Genomic DNA, 20,752 nt, shown 5'->3' with positions numbered 1-20,752 from the left:
AAAACTATCAGATGGAAGCCTCGGAAACGGGGCTTCTGTCTTTTCTAAGTGTACGGTTAACAATAGGAACCCATTCAGGCATATCCATTTTCCGGAAGCAGATATGCAGACCTATTGCACGTGTCATAAGCAAGTCGTCATGTTTGCCTGTAATAGCACCATACGCACCGTTCTGTTTTCGCTCATAGGTGTTGTATTCATCCAGACAGCGTTTGTCGCGCTCGATATAGAGTCGGTCGCGTACCACCTTGATGAGGGTAGAGATAATCATCGGCTTTGTTGACACATTGGTATGGAAGCCATATTTACGCGGTGCGCCCTCCCTTATTTCATCCTCCGACTGCTTGCGTGCATACAAGTTCGGGTAGATGTCTGAACTCTGATTGAGTATATATTGCGACTGGTCGCCACCTTCCACCTGCCGCTCCTTGTCGTGAGTCTCCAACGTGTTAGACTCAATGACCAGAAGAGAATTGTCGTAGAACGCCGCTATCTGTGCTGCACGCCAAGCGAGTTGGTCTATGTCGCAATGTCCGTACCACTGAGCCACCACAGACGGCGGCTCGCTACCATCAATCATACTAAGCCTGTCGAATACCACGATAACAGACCAGTCAGCTTTATTGGAACGTCCACCCACATCGACAACGGTAAGATAACGGTTGACAACTTCGTAGCCTTCGAATGTTTCCGGCATAGCCCATATAGAAAGCAATCCTTGCCTGTCTGCACGGAAACGGAGATTGGAAAGTGCATCCTCTCCTTCGTCTCCATCAGCATATACCTCACCGATATACTGAGGTTGCTTGCAGAACCGCTCGAACTTCTTGACACGGTATTTGTCGAACACCATAGAACCAGAATGAACGAAAGCCTCCACATCATCAGAAGGGAACTCGGAAGCCATTACAGCAAAGTCGTCCTTACCTGCACGCTCTTCTATATACCAGTTGATGGCCTCCAGTGTAGCCCCTTTCTCCCATAACGACCAAAGGTAGCGTCCGGACTCCTCACGATTTGACGGCACATAGGCATTCTCTCTATTTTCGTACAGCCATTGTGCAAATTCACGCATTTCGTCAGCTGAAGCAAACTGTTTGGAATACTGCTCAATCTGAAACCACGATATAAAAAGAGCTTCATATTGTGATTTGATTGTAGGATCTGCAGCAGCTGTATATTCTGTGTGGAAGAAGTTTCCTGTTCCATTCGGTGTACTCTCCATTACGATCATCGTGAATGGTTCCAAAAGAATACCGGAACATGCCGAACGCACGATGTCCTGCGGTGACTTACCTTCTGTCTTTTGCCACAAGCCGACCTCTGACAAATGCACAAGAGAATAGGCACCGCCACGGCATCCATTAGGACGCTCAGCAGTGCCAACCTTAATCTTGCAATTGCGTTGTGGTACGCGATGAGTGGAGCCAGACTTACCTACACCAACCAACTTCGGCTCGTTCTCGGAATATGCCTCACCCAGTTTGTGCAGGAACTCTACCGGGTATCTGTCAATCATGAGGTCGAACATATCCTTGATTTCGTCAGAAGCCGCCCCTTGATGTGCAATGATAAGTGAATTTAGTCCCTTTCGATGGTTGAACTGAAGCCATGCCATGTAGAGCTGTGTTGTAGTAGAACCACCCCACTGTCGAGCCTTCAACAATATTAGTCGTATAGGGAGACGAGCTTTTCTCTTTGCCTCAAAACGAGACACCAAAATACGCTGCGGATAGTAAAGCCGGAACAACACGTCCTTACCAGCCTTCTTGTTGTGGATATAGACGAGCGTAGCCGCCCAGAAAGGGAAGTCGTGTTTGAAGCGTAGCCTTATGAGCTTACGCGAGACCTTGATGTAATCATCATCGTTTGGCTCAACATGGAGAACAGACGAAAGAAACTTGTCGATAGACCCAGCCTTGACAAGTTTCTTCACCATTTGTATTTTCATCATCTCTACAGGGAGCCATTGGACGGGTATGGCAAAGTCAGAGATACAAACTCGCACACGTTCCCCTATGGACCCTTCACCCGTGACCGGGTCGAAGTGAGCGAACATCACCTCATTTCGCCGGTCGTTTTCAGCGAGTAAGCGTGCAATCTCTGTATCTATCATATTGGTTGTCATACCATCCATTCTTTATTCGGTAAATAAATTCGCCCACTGTACGAGGCGTGAGATAGAATTTCGGTGCAGGTTGATTTACTATTTTCGTCACAAGTTCGTACACCGATTTGTCGGGCTGTTTCTCACGTAGTATAACGAACCTTCGGTAAATCTCCTCAAACATTTCACGCTTGTTGCTCCTCATCCTTGGCATCGGTTTTCCAGCTGCCATTGCTGAAATGACAATAGCAGCCCTCTCCTCGCTCACCCAAAAGCGAGAAGCCGGAGACTGAGCGACAAGTTCGAAGATGACCGGCATCACGATGATGGATGCCTCTGCGAGTTTCTCCCGATATGCCCTCATGAGGTCGTTATTACGTTCGCGTGTAAATTCAAGAATGCTGCCAAAGTATTTCATAAAAGTGCCCGATTGTTTCCTCAAAGTTACAGAAACGAGGTCACAAAAGTTAAAAGTCAGTCCACATCTTATATAGGTATTTTTGCAAATGAATATGACACATTCTAAAGATTTTGAAGATAATGGCTGATAACAACGGAGTTAAGAGCAGACGCGACCAACAGTTGGAACGGCTGCGAAAGAAATATCCCGACAAGAAGTTCGAGGATGATGAGGAGATTTACGGTCAGATTTACGACGATTACGACCAATACGAGCAGGATCTTAGCGGCTACAAGGACAGGGAAAAGGCCATGTCCGACATGTTTGCCGCTGACCCGAGAAGTGCGCAGTTCCTTGCTGATATGCACAATGGTAACGACCCCTACGTCGGGCTTGTCAAAAACTTCGGCATAGAAATACAGGACGTACTTGACGATCCTGAAATGCAGGAGAAGATAGCCGAGGCCAACAAGGACTATGTGGAGCGTGTAGCCAAGTCAAGACAGCTTGACGAGGAATATGAGAAGAACATGGACGCAAGTCTTGAAACCCTTCGTCAGTTCCAAGAAGAGCGTGGCATGAGCGACGAACAGATTGACGCTGTAGTTGATGCCGTTTTGACCGTGGTCCGTGACGGTGTTATGGGCAAGTTCTCGAAAGAGACTCTTGCAATGTTCGTGAATGCCATCAACCATGACAGCGATGTAGCCTCAGCAAGTGAAGAGGGACGTGTTGCCGGACGCAATGACAAAATTGTGGAAGGCTTGCGCAAGCGAGACAAAGGCGACGGCACTGCGCCACTGAACGGCAAGAATGGCGGTGCGCCCAAGAACAAAAGAAACATGGACATCTTTGACTTTGCAAATGCTGCAAAATAATACGTCATGAGCATTAGTGTAGAATTTCCAAATACAAAGCCACGTGAACCCTCACAAGGAAGTGCAGGATTGCGAACACATATCGGTGGTGCCTGTACCACTGTAAGTGCGTTAATGGAAGCAAGCAAAGCTATACATAACGAAGGCTTTGTGAAGAAAAGCATTGTCAAGGTACCGGCAAAAACGAAACATAACAATAACAAATAAAAACAAATTAAAATGAGCGTAGAAATAACAACAACCCAGCAACAGAACTCTGGCAGTGCAAACACGCCAGATAGTCCTGAACTTACTCCAAGTGCTGGTTCCGCTGGTCTTCAGACACAGTTAGGTGGTGCGCCTACTACCGTCAGTGGAGTAGAGAACGCATCAGGAGGTATGGGCGAACTTGTAATGCCCGAAGTTGACAAACGAATTTTCATGTTTGAACGTGATCAGAACTCTTTGATGCAGCTTATGCTGATGGCAAAGTCCGTGAACGTTCATAGCATGGAAGTGAAACACTATGCAATTGACCAAGGCACACCAATCGTTACGGTTGCATCTGTTAATGGCAATACTATCACGTTGGTAAATGCCGACCAGAAGAAAGTTCGAGCATACGACACTCTTATGGTCAAGGGAGTCAAAGGCTACGACTTTATCGGTGGTACCAATGTCAAGAGCCGTCGTCCCCTCCAGCTCTTTGTAAAGAGCGTGAACAACGACGACACCATCACCTGTATTGCAACCAACGGTGTTAAGCAGGCTGCGACAGACCAGTATGGCAGTCTTCCAACAGCAACCTCTCCAACAGCAAGCAATACCAATATCATAACAGCAGGTACGAAGTTAGTACGTATGGCTAATGCCATGTATGAGACTCAGAAGTGGGTTGACCCCAATACTGTCATTCCTTCTCCAGACGACTTGTACTTGCAGAAGCGAGGTATGACAAGCATCGTATCAAAGTATCTTGCCGACCAGAACATGGAGATACCTTACGATGAGGCTGTCAAGGAAGAGGCTCAGTTGCGTGAGTTCAAGGCTGCCGGCAACCGTACGCTTCTCATTTCTCAGCAGAACAAGATGCTTGTACGTTCAAGCATGGGTGACGACCAGTGGGACTATACAACCAATGGTGTTCGTTGGCAGGTGAAGCGTGAGGTGAAGCATCGTGGCAAGTGGACATTTGAGGATGTAATGTCTCTCATCAAGCTATACTACGGTGGTGCAGACAAGCCTAAGTCCGGTCTCTTCCTCGTTGGTAACAATCTTGGTCAGAGCTTGCAGCTCATTGACTGGAGCAAGCATCCAGAGGTCACGATGGAGCCTTACACCAATGAGAGACTTGGTTGGAAGGTGACACGTCTGTACTGCATCTTCGGTGAGCTTCAGATTAAGATTGAGCCGACGTTCAATGATTGCGGCTACGAGAACAGCGGTCTAATTGTTGGTGAAGACCGTTTGGTTCACTATGTACGTCGTGGTGAGAGCAGCTACACTGAGGACGTTGAAGGTGAAGAGGCAACACGCAATGGTGTTCTCGTCAGTGACGCTCTTGGCTTGAAGGGCAACTGTCACATCTGGGTTGATGGTGACGATGATGATGACGACACCGCTCCTGCAGCAGACGAGTTCCGCTTGTGGAGTAGTGACACAGCTCCAACCGAAGCTGATCTCGAAGATGGCGTAATTTACGTGTTCGCTTATGGCATGAACATCAAGTCTGGCACAGCAACTATTACTGTGAGTGCAGGAGACGCATTCAAGTACAATGCGACAGGCGAGAACGAGAAGAAGTGGGTTCGTTTCTACGGCCCTATTTCAGCTGAGTAACTTTTTAGTCAACGCTAATTATGGGGGTGGATGCGCTTTAAGTCAATCCGTCCCCATTTTTAATAAAAAAATATAACATGGAAATTAAAACATACGGAGTATATGGTCTCACGGAATGGCATGGTAAAGTTAAGGCCGGCACCATTGAGGCGAACTTATCGTTCGTTGGTGGCACGTCTTCTCCAACTGGTTCGCAACCTGCATACATGGTGACCAAAGACCCAATTACACAGTTTGTAATTGAGAACTCAAAGGAATACAAGAGTGGTTTTATCCGTCTCGTAATGCGTCAAGTACTGCCCGGTACTCACATGCGAATTGCTACCCACAAGTCTATTCCAGACAGTGACGAACAGGTGAATGAGCATTTGTCAGAAGAAACTAAGACAGAAACAGTGAAGCCGACAGGTGATGTAGAAACGCCTACACAAGAGACAGGCATCGAGCCTATCGAGGACGAACGTGGTCTTACAGAAGTTGAGTTCAGTACCAACCAAGAAGCCAAGGATTATCTTACAAAGAAGTTTGGCGTGAAGAGTGGTACGATGAGAACTCGTGCAGAAATTATAGCTGTAGGTGAAACCTATGGCGTTAAAATCACTTTTGTAACCGAGTAATCACAGCAACGGTATGGTGTACAAAATCGAAGTCGTGGAGCGTGACGTGCGCATTGCCATTGACGAGAACAAGACAAGCGAGCAGCTCATCAGCGATGAGGACATTGACACCTTATCGTTGAATGACATCATACGCTCAAAGATAGTGGAAGCCGTTCGGCGTGTAGAGTCGTCCGCTCCCGTTCACTACTTGGAAGAAGGTCACGTGTTTGGTGATACCATCTACTGGGAGAGTAACGGAAGCGGTTGGACTCTGCTGCCCGATGATTTCATGCGTCTTGTAGCCTTTCGAATGAGCGACTGGGAACGCACCTGCTATATGGCCATATCAGCAGACGACCCATTGTATGACCTGCAATCGTCAAGATACAAGGGTATTCGCGGCAATGTTCAGAAGCCGGTGTGTGCCGTAGTGAACCGTGCCGAGGGCAAGGTGTTGGAGTTCTACAGTTGCAACAGTGAGGAAGCCTACGTGAAACGTGCCTCATACATTCCTTATCCGAGCATAGACGAGGAGGACGGCATAGACGTCAGCGAGCGTTGTTACACAGCCGTGGTCTATACTACGGCTGCATTAGTATTAACCGCCTATGGTGCGAGCGAGCAAGCAGCCGCAATGAACACCTTGGCAAAAAGCATTTTTGAATAATGAGTTCAATACCAACAAAACAGATAGATGGTGACGTTGCGGTTGGACGTGACGTTAACATCGGCGGCAAGGCCACCATACGCGGTTCGGCAAAGGTCGGCCACAATCTGATCGTTGACGGCTGGCTTGAAGCCAAGAACATAAAAGGCCCGAACAAAGGCCTGTTCAAAACGGCGGCACAGCTACGCGAGGCTTACCCTAATCCCCATGAAGGATGGTGGGCGTTGGTGACCGTAGAAGGCAGTGCAGCGTCAGATCATCTTGGTCAGCTCTATGTAGCTGACGGTGGCACGTGGGTAGCGCAAGTTGACAGCAATGGCAATCCGCTGCTGAAGGGCAACCCTACGGTTGATAGCACCGAGTATATGGAAGCCGTGGAGGGAATGACAGCCGACCTCGAAGCCGTGAAGGTGGACGTTAACCAGAACAAGGAAGACGTGCGCAGCCTACGTTCTACACAGACCACGCAAGGCGAGAGCATCAACACCCTCAACACAAAGATGGGCACAGCTCAGAGCGACATCAACACACTGAAGAAGACTGTAAGCGACAACAAGACCGAACTTGCGGACAGCATCAGCGGTGTGCAAAAAGACCTCACATCGTTCAAGAACACCAAAGGACGGCCAAACGGACTTGCACCGTTGGATGAACTGAACCAGATACCTTCGCAGTATCTGCCAGACTATGTGGACGACGTGCTTGAGTTCAACGGCATTTTCAATGACATCACTTCGCAGATGATGTCGTTAAACAAGTATTCAACGGACGAAAACTGTAGCGTTGTTTTCAGCAGAAACGCTGGTGCTTTTGTGCTGAAATACACGCAGCCATCGAAAACGGAAGGTGACTTGCGCCCGACCATCACTTACTACAACAACTGGATAGACGGTGACCATTACGGCAAGAGTACTTTGAAAGGCCGTGTGCCACATAGCGGCAAGATTTACATAGACGTTACAGCCAACAAGACTTATCATTGGAGAGGCAGCACGCTTGTTGCAATAGGTTCGGACTTGGCATTGGGACATACCAGCGGCACTGCATATCCCGGCGACGAGGGTGCACAGCTGGATAAAGATTTGCAGACGGCAAACAAACGCTTAGTAGGTGTAAACATTTTGCCATTTGATGGTGTGTGGGACGGTACTGGCAAGGCACCGAGCCGTGGCTTGTGGTATGCTCCAAGTTTAGACTACGATGGAGAGTGGTGTTTCCGCGGGTTCGGAGGTGTTAGTACAGAGAGTTATGGCTATTCCGAGGAAGAGTACAATTCAGACAGCGTAGGACGTACAGACCATATTTATTGTTGTGAAGACCAGTTGTTCCATATCGTCGATAAGCAGATGCAGAAGATTGGTGGTAGCGGTAGCTCTGCCAGCATTTACAACCCGACGGTGGAGCAGGGAGGACACTACTATGTGTTGTGTGATACCGACGATACGGCCAATTCAGCTGTTCACGCAGCGAAGGAAAATGGCAAGGCTGCAGTAGGCCTGATGATAACCTTCGCATTGAAGAAAGGCACTTGGAAGACTTACCAGTATATCGGAGCCAATACGGATGATAATAACTGGTACGACACAGAGAACTGGAAAGACTTCGGTTCGATGGTGCAGGGTTCAGAGTCGATGATAGACATTGACATCATAGCCCCTCTACCTACAGGCTTCTACACCCTTGGCACCGCACTTGCAGCTCTGAAAACCTATCAAGAGACAACAAGTGTGAACTATCAGAAGCGCGGTTTGGTGATAAGCTACACGACGGAAGCCAATAAGGTAGAGACCAAACAGTATCAGGGCGACTCCATTGCGGACTTCTACGAGGCCGGGCTTTGGCAGGACTTCGGCGGCGGCAGCAAACTTGTGGCGAACGACACGATGGAAGACAATGGCAAAGACGCTTTCTCTACAGGAGGAGCGTATAAGGTCGTACCTACGGAGATAGAGGCTACAGAGGAAGAAGGCAGCGTATCACTGAAGCTAAAAAACAAGGCTGGCGACACCCTGTCTGAAGCCCAGTTCAGTGTGGGCACCGGTACTGGAGGTGGCGGTGGAACTACACTTGCCATCAACTTTGAAAACGACCCCTTCTATGTCCGTGCAGGAGGCACAGCCATACTGAAAGCCGCCATCCGCAGTGTGACCCAGCTATCCGATGGATCATCGCAGGACAACAAGATACAGAGTGTGGTGTTTATCAATCGCACGACCAAGACCACTGTAGCCTCATTCAAGCCCAATCAAGCAAGCAGTTCGTCGTTAAAGTCGTACACCTTCGAGTTTGACCTAAGCACCATTGCGGCCAGTGCTGGCAGCGTAGAGCTGCAAGCCGTAGCCACCGATGCCACCGGCAAGACAGCCACGAGAAACGTGGAAATGATAGCCGTTGATGTGACCGTAGAGAGCAGCCAGACACTGAGCTATACGAAGAGCACCACATTGCAGGTTGGCGGTCAGAAGGTAAGCATCCCCATGTATCGTTTCCCAAACAATGCCTCAGACAAGGGTATCCAGACGAAGATAGAGATATACCGCAACGGTGTTTGGGAGACGCTGGAGAGTGTATTGGTTAAGGACACCTATACCCATAATGTGACCATCGACCCACAAGGCATGGGACACGGCGCATATCCTCTTCGCATACAAGGACAAGACGTAGCATCAGGACTGCAAGGTAACACGCTGCATACCGCAGTCATGGTGATAGAGCAGCGTGAGAGCGTGAGTGACTACACGAAGCCCATCATTGTGGCACGATGGTATGACGACAGCGACGGCAAGACAAAACTCTTCAAGACCGTCAGCTTTGACATAGCCTGTTATCAGCGAGACAACGCCAACCCGAATGTAGAGGTGAAGGTGAAGAACGAGACCACTGACGAGACAGAAACGATTGCCAACAAGGTTATGAACCGCAGCAGTTACTACACGATAGAGAAACGCATTGTGGGTTATAACGACGGTGACACATTGATCTTCGACGCAACGTGTGGTGAGGTACGTCTGGCGGAGCAGCTGAAACTCGTCATTGACGGCAGTATGCTTGCCATCAGCGAGACCGAGGGCGCATACTACAAATTGAGCTTTGCCGGCAGAAGTAACGACGACATAGACAAGAGCATCAAGGCCACTTGCGCTGACGGCAGTGTGGTAGAGATGAAGGTAAATGGCAGCAACTGGTCGAGCAACGGTTTTGTCGCAGACAACTTCGGTACAGAAAAAGCAGACGGCAGAATGGCACTACGTGTAGCCGAGAACGTGAAAGCAACATGCAGCGACACACCATTGGCAAGCAAGGACATACCAACCAACGGTATGGCACTAAGCTTTACATTCAAGGTTAAGAACATTGCCAAACGTAATGCAAAGATTATGTGGTGTATGGGTGAGCGATTGGGCTTTGTGCTTACCGGAGAGAAGTTCATCGTGACCACCGCCGGAGACAGCGACGAAGCATTGAAAGATGTGCAGACCACCGCTGCCACCTCCTACCTTGACGACACCGTATATCGCATAGACATTGTGATAGAGCCACAAGCCAGAGCACCCTATAGCGGTGTGATGCTGTGCAAGGTGTTCCAAAACGGTGATGCTGCAGCGTGTGTTCCCATCAGCACCGTCAACGGCTTCCCTAACATTGCGGACATGATACACTTCGACGGTACAGATGCCGACCTCTACCTATACGAGGTGGTACGCTGGAACACCTACTATGACTTCATCCAAGCATTCAACAACTATATCGTGAACCTCACAGACACGACTGCCATGCTGACCGAGTATGAGCAGAACCAAGTTATGAGCGATGTTACAGCTGAGGGCACGACGAAACCACGCCCCGATATGCAAAAGTTGTTAGACCGCGGTATCATGGTTGTGGCAATGACGCGCACTTCGGACAAGAACCTTAGCAAAGACGGTGGCGCGGTAACGGACAGCGAGATATATTATCCTGACTACATCGAAGGTTTGAGGGACAAAAAAACGTCCGTTTTGATGGACTGGTATATTTATTTCCCCGACCGTCCGTGGGCAAACTGCGTTATTGAAGCCATCCCGACGACAAACCAAGGAACTTCGACACTTGCCTACGGTGTCAAGAATAAGAAGGGCAAGGGTAAGAAGGCGAAGAGGATTAGAATGCTCTACACAAGAGAGCAGATTAGTGAGATGTACAATGGTGATGAGACTATTCTTGCCAAGTATGACGACGCAGCAGCTCTTGCGAAGAAAAAGAAGATCCGCGTGAAGGAAGGCAGTACGCCTATACAGAACATTACCATCAAGGTTGACTACTCGGACTCTGCCGGTGCCAACAACTGTGCCATGATGGAGCTTATGAACGACACGCAGATAGCCCTTGGCAGTGACTATATGACCCCTGCACAGCGACACAACACCGACAAGAGCGAAGAACTGCATACGAGCATTGACGGTGTGACGTGTGCCCTCTTCCGTACCGACTACCGCATAGGTCAAGACAAGGGGACACAGGCCGCTACACTTCCTGAGAACGCCTACTTCCACTCGAAGGCAAACTTCAATGCCGACAAGGGTAATCCCCACTTCTTCGGTTTTGAGGACGTTAAGGGATATAATTACGGTTGCGTGAACTATGGCGACTTCAAGGAAATGGTAGCTCCGAGAGATACCAGCATTGAGACCTACAAGGCCAGTGTTCTTTCAGACACAAGCTCATTGATACCGGGCACGCTGTATATGCTGAGTGAGTTCTGTGGTCCGGAAACACGCTTCATTGAGAACGATGGTACCGGAACCATGACAGAGATAGGTGAGGTGGCCGTGGAAGACAGTCATGTGCTTGACAAAACACTCTCCGAGGTACAGGCAGACGATGTTAAGAACTACGACTGGGGAACAGCCTACAAGACATCTGACGGAAAGTATGTGCAGTATAAAGGAGGAGCATGGAAGGACACCACAGGCACCATGACTTATGACAATGCCACTAAGAAATGGAGTGTGCAAGGCCGCGTTCTGAACCCTGTGGAGTGCTACGAGTACCGACAATATCAAGAGTTCTGTTGGCAGCAGGGCGTGAACAGTGTGGACGATATGCTAAAGACGCTGCACACCGACGATGGTGACGTTCCAGTGTGGAGCACTTATTACGAAATGCGCTACCCTGACGACGACGATTTGAACGCCCTGTATGCGTCGGGCAAGAAAGTTCCGTACCAGCTGTATAGAGAGTTGGCCTTCTGTCAGCAGTGTAACCAGAACTTGACCGACAATGCCGAAGAGAACGCCGCCAAGGACCCTGATGGCAGCGAAAAGGTATTCAACGGAGCCGGTGCAAGCACAACCATTACCATTGGTGGCAAAACCGTAGCCGGTACCAAGGAGAACCGCAGGAAGAAATGGCAGCAGGAAATGCACAAGTATTTCTCTCCCCATTCAACTCACTGCTATGTTGTGGCGAGCGACTACAAAGCCACCGTGGACCAGCGAGCCAAGAACATGATGATTGCTGTTTACTTGGAGACCGACGGAAGAATGCGTTACTACTTCAACCATTGGTATGACGGTGACTCATGTGACGAGGCTGACAACGACTGCTACCTGACCATACCTTGGGATATGGACGGAGCAGCGAGCCATCTGTATCAAGGATGGGACGGCGTAATGTTCCAACAGAGCTATGCCTTGTTTGACAGAGGCGAAGGTGTATGGCTTGATGATGCAGGCACGGAGACGCTGACTCTTCATGACACGGCGGCAAAGATGCGTGCTACGAAGACCAAGGCCGGCCTTGAAATTTTCTCTACTGACGGCTGCTACCGTTACTGGATGATAGACCGCATCTTGAAATGGCCAAAGGTGGTAAGTTCGTTTGACGGAGAGCGCAAGTATATAGAAACAGCTACCGCTGCCGACAACCACTATCCTGCCTTGCATGGTCTGCGACTGGAGAGTCTGCCAGCCTTCCAGCGCAAGCGTTTCGCATACAGAGACGGCTACTTCCAGACTGGTGATCTGTTCCGCCATTTCTTCCAAGACCGTGTTATGGGACCCATCACGGTGAAGATAACGGCAGCACAGGATGGTTACTTCGCCATGGGCGTGGACTCCACCTCGTCAGCCAAGTACAGTTGCTATCTAAAGGAAGGTGAGAGTCACACCTTTACAGAGGTTGCAGCAGGAGAAGGCGGCAAGCTCATATACATCTTCGGCGCAGACAAGATAAGCGAGCTTGACATCAGCGGCTGTTCTCCTAAGAATTCAAACTGGATGCTTAGCGAGTGCACCTTACTGCGCAAGCTTGTCATTGGAGGTGAAGGATATACTCCAGCTTATACCACGGACATTCTGAGCACGCTGAACTTAGGACAGATGCCTTTCTTGGAAGAGATAGACATCAGGAACACGATGATCACCGACGTGAACGCCTCGCTGTGTCCTCGTCTAAGAAAGGTGTTGGCAGAAGGCAGTCTGTTGAAGTCCATCACACTTGCAGAGAGTTCACCTATTGATACGCTGCACCTTCCCGGTACTATGACGACTCTGTACTTCAAGAACCTTCCTAATCTGACCTACCCCGGTGGTTTGACCATTGACGGAATGGCTAAGGTGACGAAGCTGTTTTTGGACGGAAGCCCGAAGATAGATGCCATGAAGCTGCTGCGAGAGGTAACCACGGCCAGTGCGCTAAAGAGTGTACGCATAGCCGGCCTTGCTGCTACGGAAAGCGTTGAGCTGCTGCGAGCCATCAAGAACAATGGAGCCGTAGGCATAGATGCAAACGGAGCAGACTATGACGAGAGCGGCCAGTGTAGCGGACTGATAGGCAGATGGATCCTAACTCTACTTTCAGAGGAGAGTGAGATTGCGGAGCTGAAGCGTTACTTCCCGAACCTTGAAGTTATAAACTCGCAATTCTCTGTCATAAAGATAGACGATGTGGTGAGCGGTGACTTCTGCGAGAAGTACAGCAACCCCGAGAACCAGACAGGAGCCGATTACGATAAGAGCTTTGTGGCAAGCGGCCACACATTGAAGATATTGCAGGACACCCATGCTTACAAGTGTACGTACAACTCCAAGCTGAAACAGATGGAGGGTGTGCAATTGAGCGATGCAGACTTCAATAAACTTGCTAATGGTGAGAGCTTCGATGTGAGCGACAGCGCAGGTGAAGGCTTTGACATCTTCCACCACTTGCCTCATTATTGGTACAAGGGCGTGAACGACTACAAGAACCAAGTAAAGTATCACTTTAACTCAATTACAGATAAAGAGCCGTTATCGACTGTAAACAACCGCAAGGAGGCATTGCTTTCTGAGCTGCTCTATGCAGAAAATACAGGCGTGTATGCTGACGAGGCAACAGTTGGCGAGACAGTTGGCGATAATATTATTGCCACAGCAGCCAATGCGAATGTCTACCGTATGGACGTTGAGGGCATGAAGCAGGTAAGATGGCCGGGACTTAACCACGCTCGTCTTGGTGCCGTCTTTACGGATGCAAACGGCAAGATCGTGGGCAAGTTCATTATGATGGTGAGTCACGCTTACTTCGACTTCTCAATCGGTAACTATGTGTTCTGCGATGTGCCAAACGGTGCCAAGTGGATATACTTCACTTCGTATCGTGACATTGGCGACATAAAGTGTCTTGCTGTTGACAGCGAGCATATAGAAGCAATAGAACCAGAATGGACTGAGCACACCATTGGTGAGTACGACAGCCTTGTGGGAACATACCCCATCACTATTGACGGACTGAAACGACCTCGCAGCATATCAGGTGCTGTACGTTCGAAGAAAGGTGACGGCACTTCACAGACCTCTGCAGAATGGGCATACGACACAGACGGTAACCCGACCGAAATGCCGACCGGGACAATACACTACACAGCCAAGGATTTCCAGAATAGTGCGCACATGCGCGGAGAGGGCTACCAACTCCAAGACTATGAGCAGCACAAGGAAATCAGTAACCTGTGGTGGGCGACCCATGGAACGACCGATGAGCAGTCTGTTGTGGGCAATGGTGCACATGACAGCACACTCAACAGTCGTGACGACATCGGCATGGCGGACACATCGTATGTGGGCAACTCCATGAACTCAATCATGGGACTCAAACACTATGTGGGCTGTGACAGTGAATGGATGGACTACATTGCAGGAAATGTGAAGAGCTACGAGACGTTCTACAAGAACCGTTGCGTGGAGACGAACGAAGATCCTGTAGATTATGTGTTCCACATCTTCGACCCGATTAAGAAGACGGAGCGAACCGTGCAGAGTGTGAACAGCAACGGCAACTGTGTAGTAAGAGTGGTGCATGGTGCCAAGTGTGACATCTTGCCAAGCAAGGTGCACCAGACAGACACCAGCAAATTATTGCTGTCCGGTAAAACTTTTTCAAACAAAATAAATTAGGGCTGACACTTCTCACGAGGTATCAGCCCTTTTGGTTATCTTTGTTTTGCGAAAAAATATATAACCATGAGCAAAGATAGTCATTTTACCGGACAGCCGGTCTATAGTCAAGTGTTAAAGTTACTCGACAAAGAGAAGATTCTTCAAATAAGTCGCGAAACGAAAGGAAGCGAGGCTTACGTGAAGCGTTTTGACGGCTACCAACATCTTGTGGTAATGCTGTTCGGCATACTCAAACACTTTGATTCTCTTCGCGAACTTGAGATAGGCATGAAGGCGGAGGCTCACAAGCTCGGACACCTCGGAATGAACTATCTGGTTCGTCGCAGCACGCTTGCGGAGGCCAATATACGCCGTCCTCAGGAGTTCTTTGCAAGTGTTTATGCGTATCTTTTGGAGAAGTATGCCAAATTTTTAGCGGACAGCCGCCCCTCCAAGTGCTATAAGGGGCAGACTCACGAGCCTAAAGACTGGGAGAAGTTGCTTTACATGATGGATTCCACCACAATAACGCTCTTTGACAACATACTCAAAGGTGTCGGGCGGCACCCGAAATCAGGCAAGAAAAAAGGCGGCATGAAAGTACATACAGTAATGAAGTATCATGTCGGCGTGCCGATGGTGGTGCAGCTCACATCCGCCGCAAAACACGATCATTACCTGCTGAAGGAGGTGCATTTGCCAAAAGACTCCACTTTGGCGATGGATCGTGGTTACGTCGACATCGCACAATTCCAACGTCTTACCGAAGAAGGCGTGTGCTACGTGACCAAAATGAAGAAAAACCTTAAGTACGAGGAACTTGAATCCATTACTTACGTCAACCCGCAGGGACTGGTGACGCACATAGACAAGAAAGTGCTTTTTACAAGAGGGGAACTCACCCATGAGGCACGTATGGTGGAGATATTTTACGAGACAAAGAAGCCGGTTGTGCTGTTGACCAACAACTTTGAGTTCACGTTTGAGGACATTTCTGAAATTTATCGCCTCAGATGGGCCATCGAGTCGCTATACAAACAGCTAAAACAAAATTTTTCGCTTCATTTCTTCTATGGGGACAGCGTCAACGCCATACAAATACAGACATGGGTAGTCTTGATTGCAAATCTGCTGATAACAGTTCTGTCAAGAAGCATCAAGAGGCACTGTGCATTCTCGCAGGTTGTTACCATGGTATGACTTATGCTCATGTACTACGTCGATTTTATCGCATTCATGGAAAATCCCAAGAAAACCTGGAATGATTTCCTTGCAAAGGAGATGCAAAAAGCACCACCAGAACCAAGTCTTTTCGATTAAGGGGCTTACTTTTGAAAAAATAAACCCCGAAGTCCTATTTTACGGGGCTTCGGGGAGGATTTTTATGCTCTTTTGAGTTTTACCGGACAGCAATAAAAAAGAGTAACAATAAATTCTTTTTCATTTTTATTTTATGTTTGATAATCTATCTTATAAACGCAAAATTCAAGAAATCTTGCATCAGCAACGTTTTTTTTGATTATGGCGATGCCCCTTTAACCTTATTTCTCAGGTTGAGGAACTTCTTGAATAACCGGAAATCCTTAATGACCTTAATGACCGTGACCTCAATGACCGGAAAAGCCTCTAAACATTCATTTGTTTTTCTGATGAAACTCCTTCCTTGTCTTAGCCATTGCTTCCGTAGCCCTATCGTGGGTTTCTATCAGCAATGGGCTTTTGTGGTATTGCACAATCTTGACCCCGACAGAGTTGTGCCTTTTCTTTTCCTTGATGCATTGGACAATCAAGTCTGGATTGGCTGATTTAGCCGTTGGAGTCTTGTCAAAGTTCTGAATATAGGCAGCGTTAGTCAGGAAGAGAATGTCGGAACCTTCCGGTATTTCCTGCATTACCTTGATCATGAGGGTTAGCATCATTCGGAACTCTGTGGTGTGTATGTCGCTGATTACATCATGGCTGATGGTGTTGTCGTTATGCTCAATCACAACGGCAGCACCACCAACTCGCTCTTTATGGCCATAATCACATGAGCCACCTATCCAAACGTAATATGTAGAAGTATCTTGTGTCATAATTATTTTATATTCAATGTCCGCAGATATTCCTTCTGCTCGGGCGTGATTCTGTAGCTCTCGATGGCCTTCTGGATGGTCTTATTGTGCGTCCAGGGAGCAAGGCGGCGTTGCTCGATGTAGGGAATCGTTGCGTCCCATTACTTGGCAAGAGCCGTGGCGAAGAACCAGGCTACCATCATTTTTACGTAATACTTTTCGCTCCTTACTGATGCTGGAATTTCAAGATATTCTTCCTTGAAGTCTTTATCCAGGTAATGAGACATAAGTGTCTCTATGCCAAAGCGACAAGTATAAACGTGTGACGATTTACTCCAAGTCTTGATCTTCGCCAATAGCTCCTCCTTGTGTTTGGCAAACACCTTCGGAGACATGATGTCGCAAACAGCCCAGTTGTCCACGAATGGCAGGAATTTCTCTGTAAGACGAATGCATTCCTCGTAGTCCTTTACCTCGGAAATGAGGAGACCATGAAGCATATTCTCATCGTAGTATTCATGAGGAATCTGCTGAAAAAATTCCTTGCATTCTGCCTCCTTTGTAAACTCTTTTGCGAACTTGCGGAGCACAGGCACACGAATGCCTATGAAACTCTCCATGGGCACTCCCGGTGTCAGTTTGGCTTGGAAAGCAGCATACTGCTTATCCTGCATGGCGAACAGTCTTTCTTGAAGTGAAGCCATTTTATCCAATTAATTTAATAATCTGTTTATCCGAAGCATCAGGCAGGATTTCTTTCAGATGCTCGAAAATTCTTTGATAAGATTCCTGGGGAGTGCGGTTGCATTGGCAAGCCTCCCTGCCATAGAGATCTTCGGGAGTGTTGAGCAGCGACCATCCCCAGCCATATTCGTGATTGTGCTTGTCGCGAGGATAGATGAAATCCTCGGTCACGATGTAAGTCGCCATTTCCAGTCGGGTGAGATAACTGTCAAACTTGCTTCTCATTCCCTTGACCTTCGGTCTTCCTCCTTCTTGCAAGGCAGAGTTGAAGCAAGCTTCACTCTGCTCTTGCTTCGTGCGTCGGTTGCCCGTAAAACCGCAGGCTGCCCGAAGCTCCCTTGTAATGAGACTGCCAGTAGATTGAAGCGTGCTGAGAATGGCTCCTTCTATCGAGTCATCATCTGGGCGAGGGTACTTGCTTCTTCTGTAGTTGCAAAAGTCCGGCCACCATTCCTGGCTGATGAATCCTGCTTTCTTGTTGAAGAACTTTCCGTACATACACGGCATTTCCTGCACAATCTCGCCCTTCCATTTCCATAGCGGCCAGTCCCAACCGCCTTCAGGAAGTCTTACGTAACCGCAGTCTTCTGCCACGATGTCTTCGGCAGAGAATCCTTCAATGCCACTATCAAGAAGAGGGAGGAAGCCGATTTTCTGAATCAGCTCCATCATGCCTGTTGCTGAATATATTTCTGGAAAGTTCATAAGCTTCGTTCTTTATTTTATTATCAATTCATTCAGTTTATCCTCTCTGATAATCTTCGGCTGAGCCTTGCCAGCGAGAATGAGAATCTTTTTTCCATTACGATAAATATGAAGCTGTCGTGAGCGAACTACGGCTGTCAGCTCCTCATCATTCTGCATGGCTTGCCAGATAGGATAATATATTCCCTCAGGTTCAAACAACTTCTTTTGAAGATGCGAACAGAGGTTTGTTGTATCAATAGTCATTGCCATAATTTTCTTCAAACTATTTGTTTCCAAAGATTCACGTGTAAATACGTCATCAGCGCAATCTGTATCAGCAGAATGGCTGGAATGCCGTATTTGAATTTCTTGTGCATCGTCTTATGGTGCCAGACTTTCATTCCCATCCATGCCCCGATGCTTCCTCCAAGTACAGCCAGTAACAAAAGCGTGGCTTCAGGAATACGCCACTTGGCTTTCTTGGCCTTGTATTTGTCAATGCCGTACACGATGAATGTAACAACATTGAGGGCCAGAGATAGTAGGCGAGGTAACTATGTAATGTGTTCATACTCTTCAACTGCGTTTTCTTATCTCTTTAAAATCCCAACTCCACATCCTTTCCGAATGGTGCGAGCGAAAGCCCGGCCATCTTGAAATGCTGTTTACCCCAAGGAATGCCGATGATGGTGATACATAAGAGAAAGCCGAAGAACAGATGCATGAGGCAAGCCCACAAACCTCCGAAAATCAGCCAGAGTAAATTCAACAGGATGCGAATGCAACCTGTTGGACTATTCGATTCTCTTACCGTTGAACCAAAAGGCCATAGGCAGAGCAGACCAATCTTGAATGTCTGTATTGCAAACGGAATGCCGATGATAGTACATGCAAGAGCCAGACTTCCGGTGAAATAACCGATGGCAGCTTCGAGACCTCCGAAGAGCCACCAAAGTAAGTTTCCTATTATGCGCATAAGATTATTCTTTTAATCTTTTATATCAAGAATGGATCAAGCGTAGCCAGCAGTTCGGCTTTATCTATCACACCGCTTGTGCGCCACAATACTTCTCCGTTTCGGAAAAGCATCAGCGTAGGCACAGATTGAATGCGGTATTGGCTTGCTGTTACGCCGTACTTGTCCACATCCACCTTGATGATTCGGATGCGGTCGCCCAATACACTCTTCACCTGCTCTAAAATGGGGTGCATCGCCTTGCAAGGTTGGCACCAGGTAGCAAAGAAATCGGCCAGAACAAGCTGGCCACTGTTTATTACGTTATTAAATGTCTCCATAATTATTTATCTATTTCCGTGAAACGATTAAAAGTTCTGCCGTCCCTCGTAACTTTCCCGAAGAACATATCTTCCGGTCTTACCCAATAGGCTTGGTCTCCATAGAGAGCCTGATAAACCACCATGCGCTCCTGAGTCTCGGAGTCGAAGGCAGAATGGATGAACTTGTATTTGCCGCCCTTGAAGTGCTGGAAATATCTTTCTTCCTTTGCTGAAAACTCCATCAGCATTTTCTGGGCAAGGGGAGCGTACCAGGTCTTTACCTCCTGTTCAGTAGGCGTATGACCGCCTGGGAAATGGAAGGCTTGGTTGTAATGCTGCAGGAAGAGAGGGGAGAAGTGAGCCAGGGTGTCCTGCTCACCAAAAAGTCCCCACACACGATTCTTATAATAGGGGTTGCAATGGTCAAACTGCACGGCTTCCAGTTCCGCAAACTCCTCAATCAGCGCCTCGTCAATCACCAGCCGCTGATTGCCGTCCCTTCTCGGCGCCTTGTATTCATGCTCGCCGATGCGCTCCTTCAGAAATTCCGTCATCATGAAATACGGATTGCCCAGCAGGGCAGGAATGCCCACCACCGGAGCCAGCATCTGGGCGAGGAAAGAGCCGCAGCTGTTGCCCAAAAGTAAATCGGGCTGCTCCCGGTCGATGATGGAGCGTATCTCCTTCAGTGCCTCCTTTGGGTGCAAAGGCAGGTCGGGAGTCAGCACCACCGCCGTCCCCTCAAACGCCTCTTTCAAGGCTTTCGCCATCGGACAGCTGCCCGTGGCGAAGAATCCGTGTAGGAATAATATCTTCTTCATGCTCTAATCTTGTTTTCACCTTTCTCCTTCGTAACTCGGCCATTCAAGCGAACTTGATGGTTCTTGCTGCTTCGTCGGTTAAAAGTATTGGTGTTGATTTTAATGTTTAAAAAAGAAAAGCGCTCTGTATGAGCGCTTTAACTATAGAAAGTAAGATTTAGTGCTTAGCTATAATTTGGTTACTTTCCGATGCAACATGTGGATGTTGCTGATAGTTAAGCTTTTATCTTTTAAACGGTACAACTACCCTTTTTACAAGTGCAGAGAAAATGAACAACAAGATTAGAGCATGAAGAAGATATT

General features: G+C 48.2%; 17 protein-coding genes. 7 read left to right on the top strand and 10 right to left on the bottom strand.

The window, feature by feature from the left end; translation table 11 throughout:
• Positions 1-7: 7 nt before the first annotated feature.
• The gene (locus KTQ90_RS04745; protein WP_217317387.1) at positions 8-2,116 is read right to left on the bottom strand and encodes a terminase large subunit; all 2,109 of its coding nucleotides are present in this window, start codon (positions 2,114-2,116) and stop codon (positions 8-10) included.
• Positions 2,082-2,471 (bottom strand): hypothetical protein, encoded by a 390-nt coding sequence (locus tag KTQ90_RS04740; RefSeq protein ID WP_217317386.1) that lies wholly within the window; start codon positions 2,469-2,471, stop codon positions 2,082-2,084. The genes KTQ90_RS04745 and KTQ90_RS04740 overlap by 35 nt, the downstream gene beginning before the upstream one ends.
• 176 nt (positions 2,472-2,647) lie before the next feature.
• Between KTQ90_RS04740 and KTQ90_RS04735 the strand changes: the two genes are divergently transcribed.
• From KTQ90_RS04735 to KTQ90_RS04705, 7 genes are all read left to right on the top strand, one after another.
• Positions 2,648-3,385 (top strand): hypothetical protein, encoded by a 738-nt coding sequence (locus KTQ90_RS04735; RefSeq protein ID WP_217317385.1) that lies wholly within the window; start codon positions 2,648-2,650, stop codon positions 3,383-3,385.
• Between the two features lie 6 nt (positions 3,386-3,391).
• On the top strand, positions 3,392-3,592 hold the full coding sequence (locus tag KTQ90_RS04730) for a hypothetical protein (protein WP_217317384.1): 201 nt from the start codon (positions 3,392-3,394) through the stop codon (positions 3,590-3,592).
• A 12-nt stretch (positions 3,593-3,604) separates the two neighbouring features.
• Positions 3,605-5,203 (top strand): hypothetical protein, encoded by a 1,599-nt coding sequence (locus KTQ90_RS04725; RefSeq protein WP_217317383.1) that lies wholly within the window; start codon positions 3,605-3,607, stop codon positions 5,201-5,203.
• 77 nt (positions 5,204-5,280) lie between these two features.
• Positions 5,281-5,820 carry a hypothetical protein gene (locus tag KTQ90_RS04720; protein WP_217317382.1) on the top strand — a complete coding sequence of 180 codons (540 nt, stop codon included), beginning with the start codon at positions 5,281-5,283 and terminating at the stop codon, positions 5,818-5,820.
• A 13-nt stretch (positions 5,821-5,833) separates the two neighbouring features.
• Positions 5,834-6,469, top strand: a complete 636-nt coding sequence (locus KTQ90_RS04715; RefSeq protein ID WP_217317381.1) for a hypothetical protein — start codon at positions 5,834-5,836, stop codon at positions 6,467-6,469.
• Complete coding sequence (locus KTQ90_RS04710; protein ID WP_217317380.1) at positions 6,469-14,883, top strand: hypothetical protein; 8,415 nt, start codon at positions 6,469-6,471, stop codon at positions 14,881-14,883. Before KTQ90_RS04715 ends, KTQ90_RS04710 begins: the two co-directional genes overlap by 1 nt.
• 66 nt (positions 14,884-14,949) lie before the next feature.
• Complete coding sequence (locus KTQ90_RS04705) at positions 14,950-16,065, top strand: IS4 family transposase (protein ID WP_254359348.1); 1,116 nt, start codon at positions 14,950-14,952, stop codon at positions 16,063-16,065.
• A 434-nt stretch (positions 16,066-16,499) separates the two neighbouring features.
• On the opposite strand, the gene KTQ90_RS04700 is transcribed toward KTQ90_RS04705, so the two are convergent.
• From KTQ90_RS04700 to KTQ90_RS04665, 8 genes are all read right to left on the bottom strand, one after another.
• Positions 16,500-16,940, bottom strand: a complete 441-nt coding sequence (locus KTQ90_RS04700) for a ribonuclease H (protein ID WP_217317379.1) — start codon at positions 16,938-16,940, stop codon at positions 16,500-16,502.
• Positions 16,941-17,080: 140 nt separating this feature from the next.
• On the bottom strand, positions 17,081-17,623 hold the full coding sequence (locus KTQ90_RS04695) for a DNA alkylation repair protein (RefSeq protein WP_217317378.1): 543 nt from the start codon (positions 17,621-17,623) through the stop codon (positions 17,081-17,083).
• 1 nt (position 17,624) lies between these two features.
• Positions 17,625-18,368, bottom strand: coding sequence for an AlkZ-related protein (locus tag KTQ90_RS04690; RefSeq protein ID WP_217317377.1), 744 nt, complete (start codon positions 18,366-18,368; stop codon positions 17,625-17,627).
• Positions 18,369-18,380: 12 nt separating this feature from the next.
• Positions 18,381-18,614, bottom strand: a complete 234-nt coding sequence (locus tag KTQ90_RS04685) for a hypothetical protein (protein WP_044080833.1) — start codon at positions 18,612-18,614, stop codon at positions 18,381-18,383.
• Positions 18,615-18,628: 14 nt separating this feature from the next.
• Positions 18,629-18,859 (bottom strand): DUF1294 domain-containing protein, encoded by a 231-nt coding sequence (locus KTQ90_RS04680; RefSeq protein ID WP_369680853.1) that lies wholly within the window; start codon positions 18,857-18,859, stop codon positions 18,629-18,631.
• Between the two features lie 89 nt (positions 18,860-18,948).
• Positions 18,949-19,326 carry a YccF domain-containing protein gene (locus KTQ90_RS04675; RefSeq protein ID WP_217317376.1) on the bottom strand — a complete coding sequence of 126 codons (378 nt, stop codon included), beginning with the start codon at positions 19,324-19,326 and terminating at the stop codon, positions 18,949-18,951.
• Between the two features lie 20 nt (positions 19,327-19,346).
• Positions 19,347-19,646: a thioredoxin gene (gene trxA, locus KTQ90_RS04670; protein ID WP_217317375.1), complete on the bottom strand. Its 300-nt coding sequence runs from the start codon at positions 19,644-19,646 to the stop codon at positions 19,347-19,349.
• Positions 19,647-19,648: 2 nt separating this feature from the next.
• Positions 19,649-20,449, bottom strand: a complete 801-nt coding sequence (locus KTQ90_RS04665; protein WP_217317374.1) for a YqiA/YcfP family alpha/beta fold hydrolase — start codon at positions 20,447-20,449, stop codon at positions 19,649-19,651.
• Positions 20,450-20,752 lie beyond the last annotated feature (303 nt).

This window comes from Leyella stercorea (assembly GCF_019052365.1).
Lineage (GTDB): Bacteria > Bacteroidota > Bacteroidia > Bacteroidales > Bacteroidaceae > Prevotella.
This window is presented reverse-complemented; position numbering and strand designations above follow the sequence as displayed.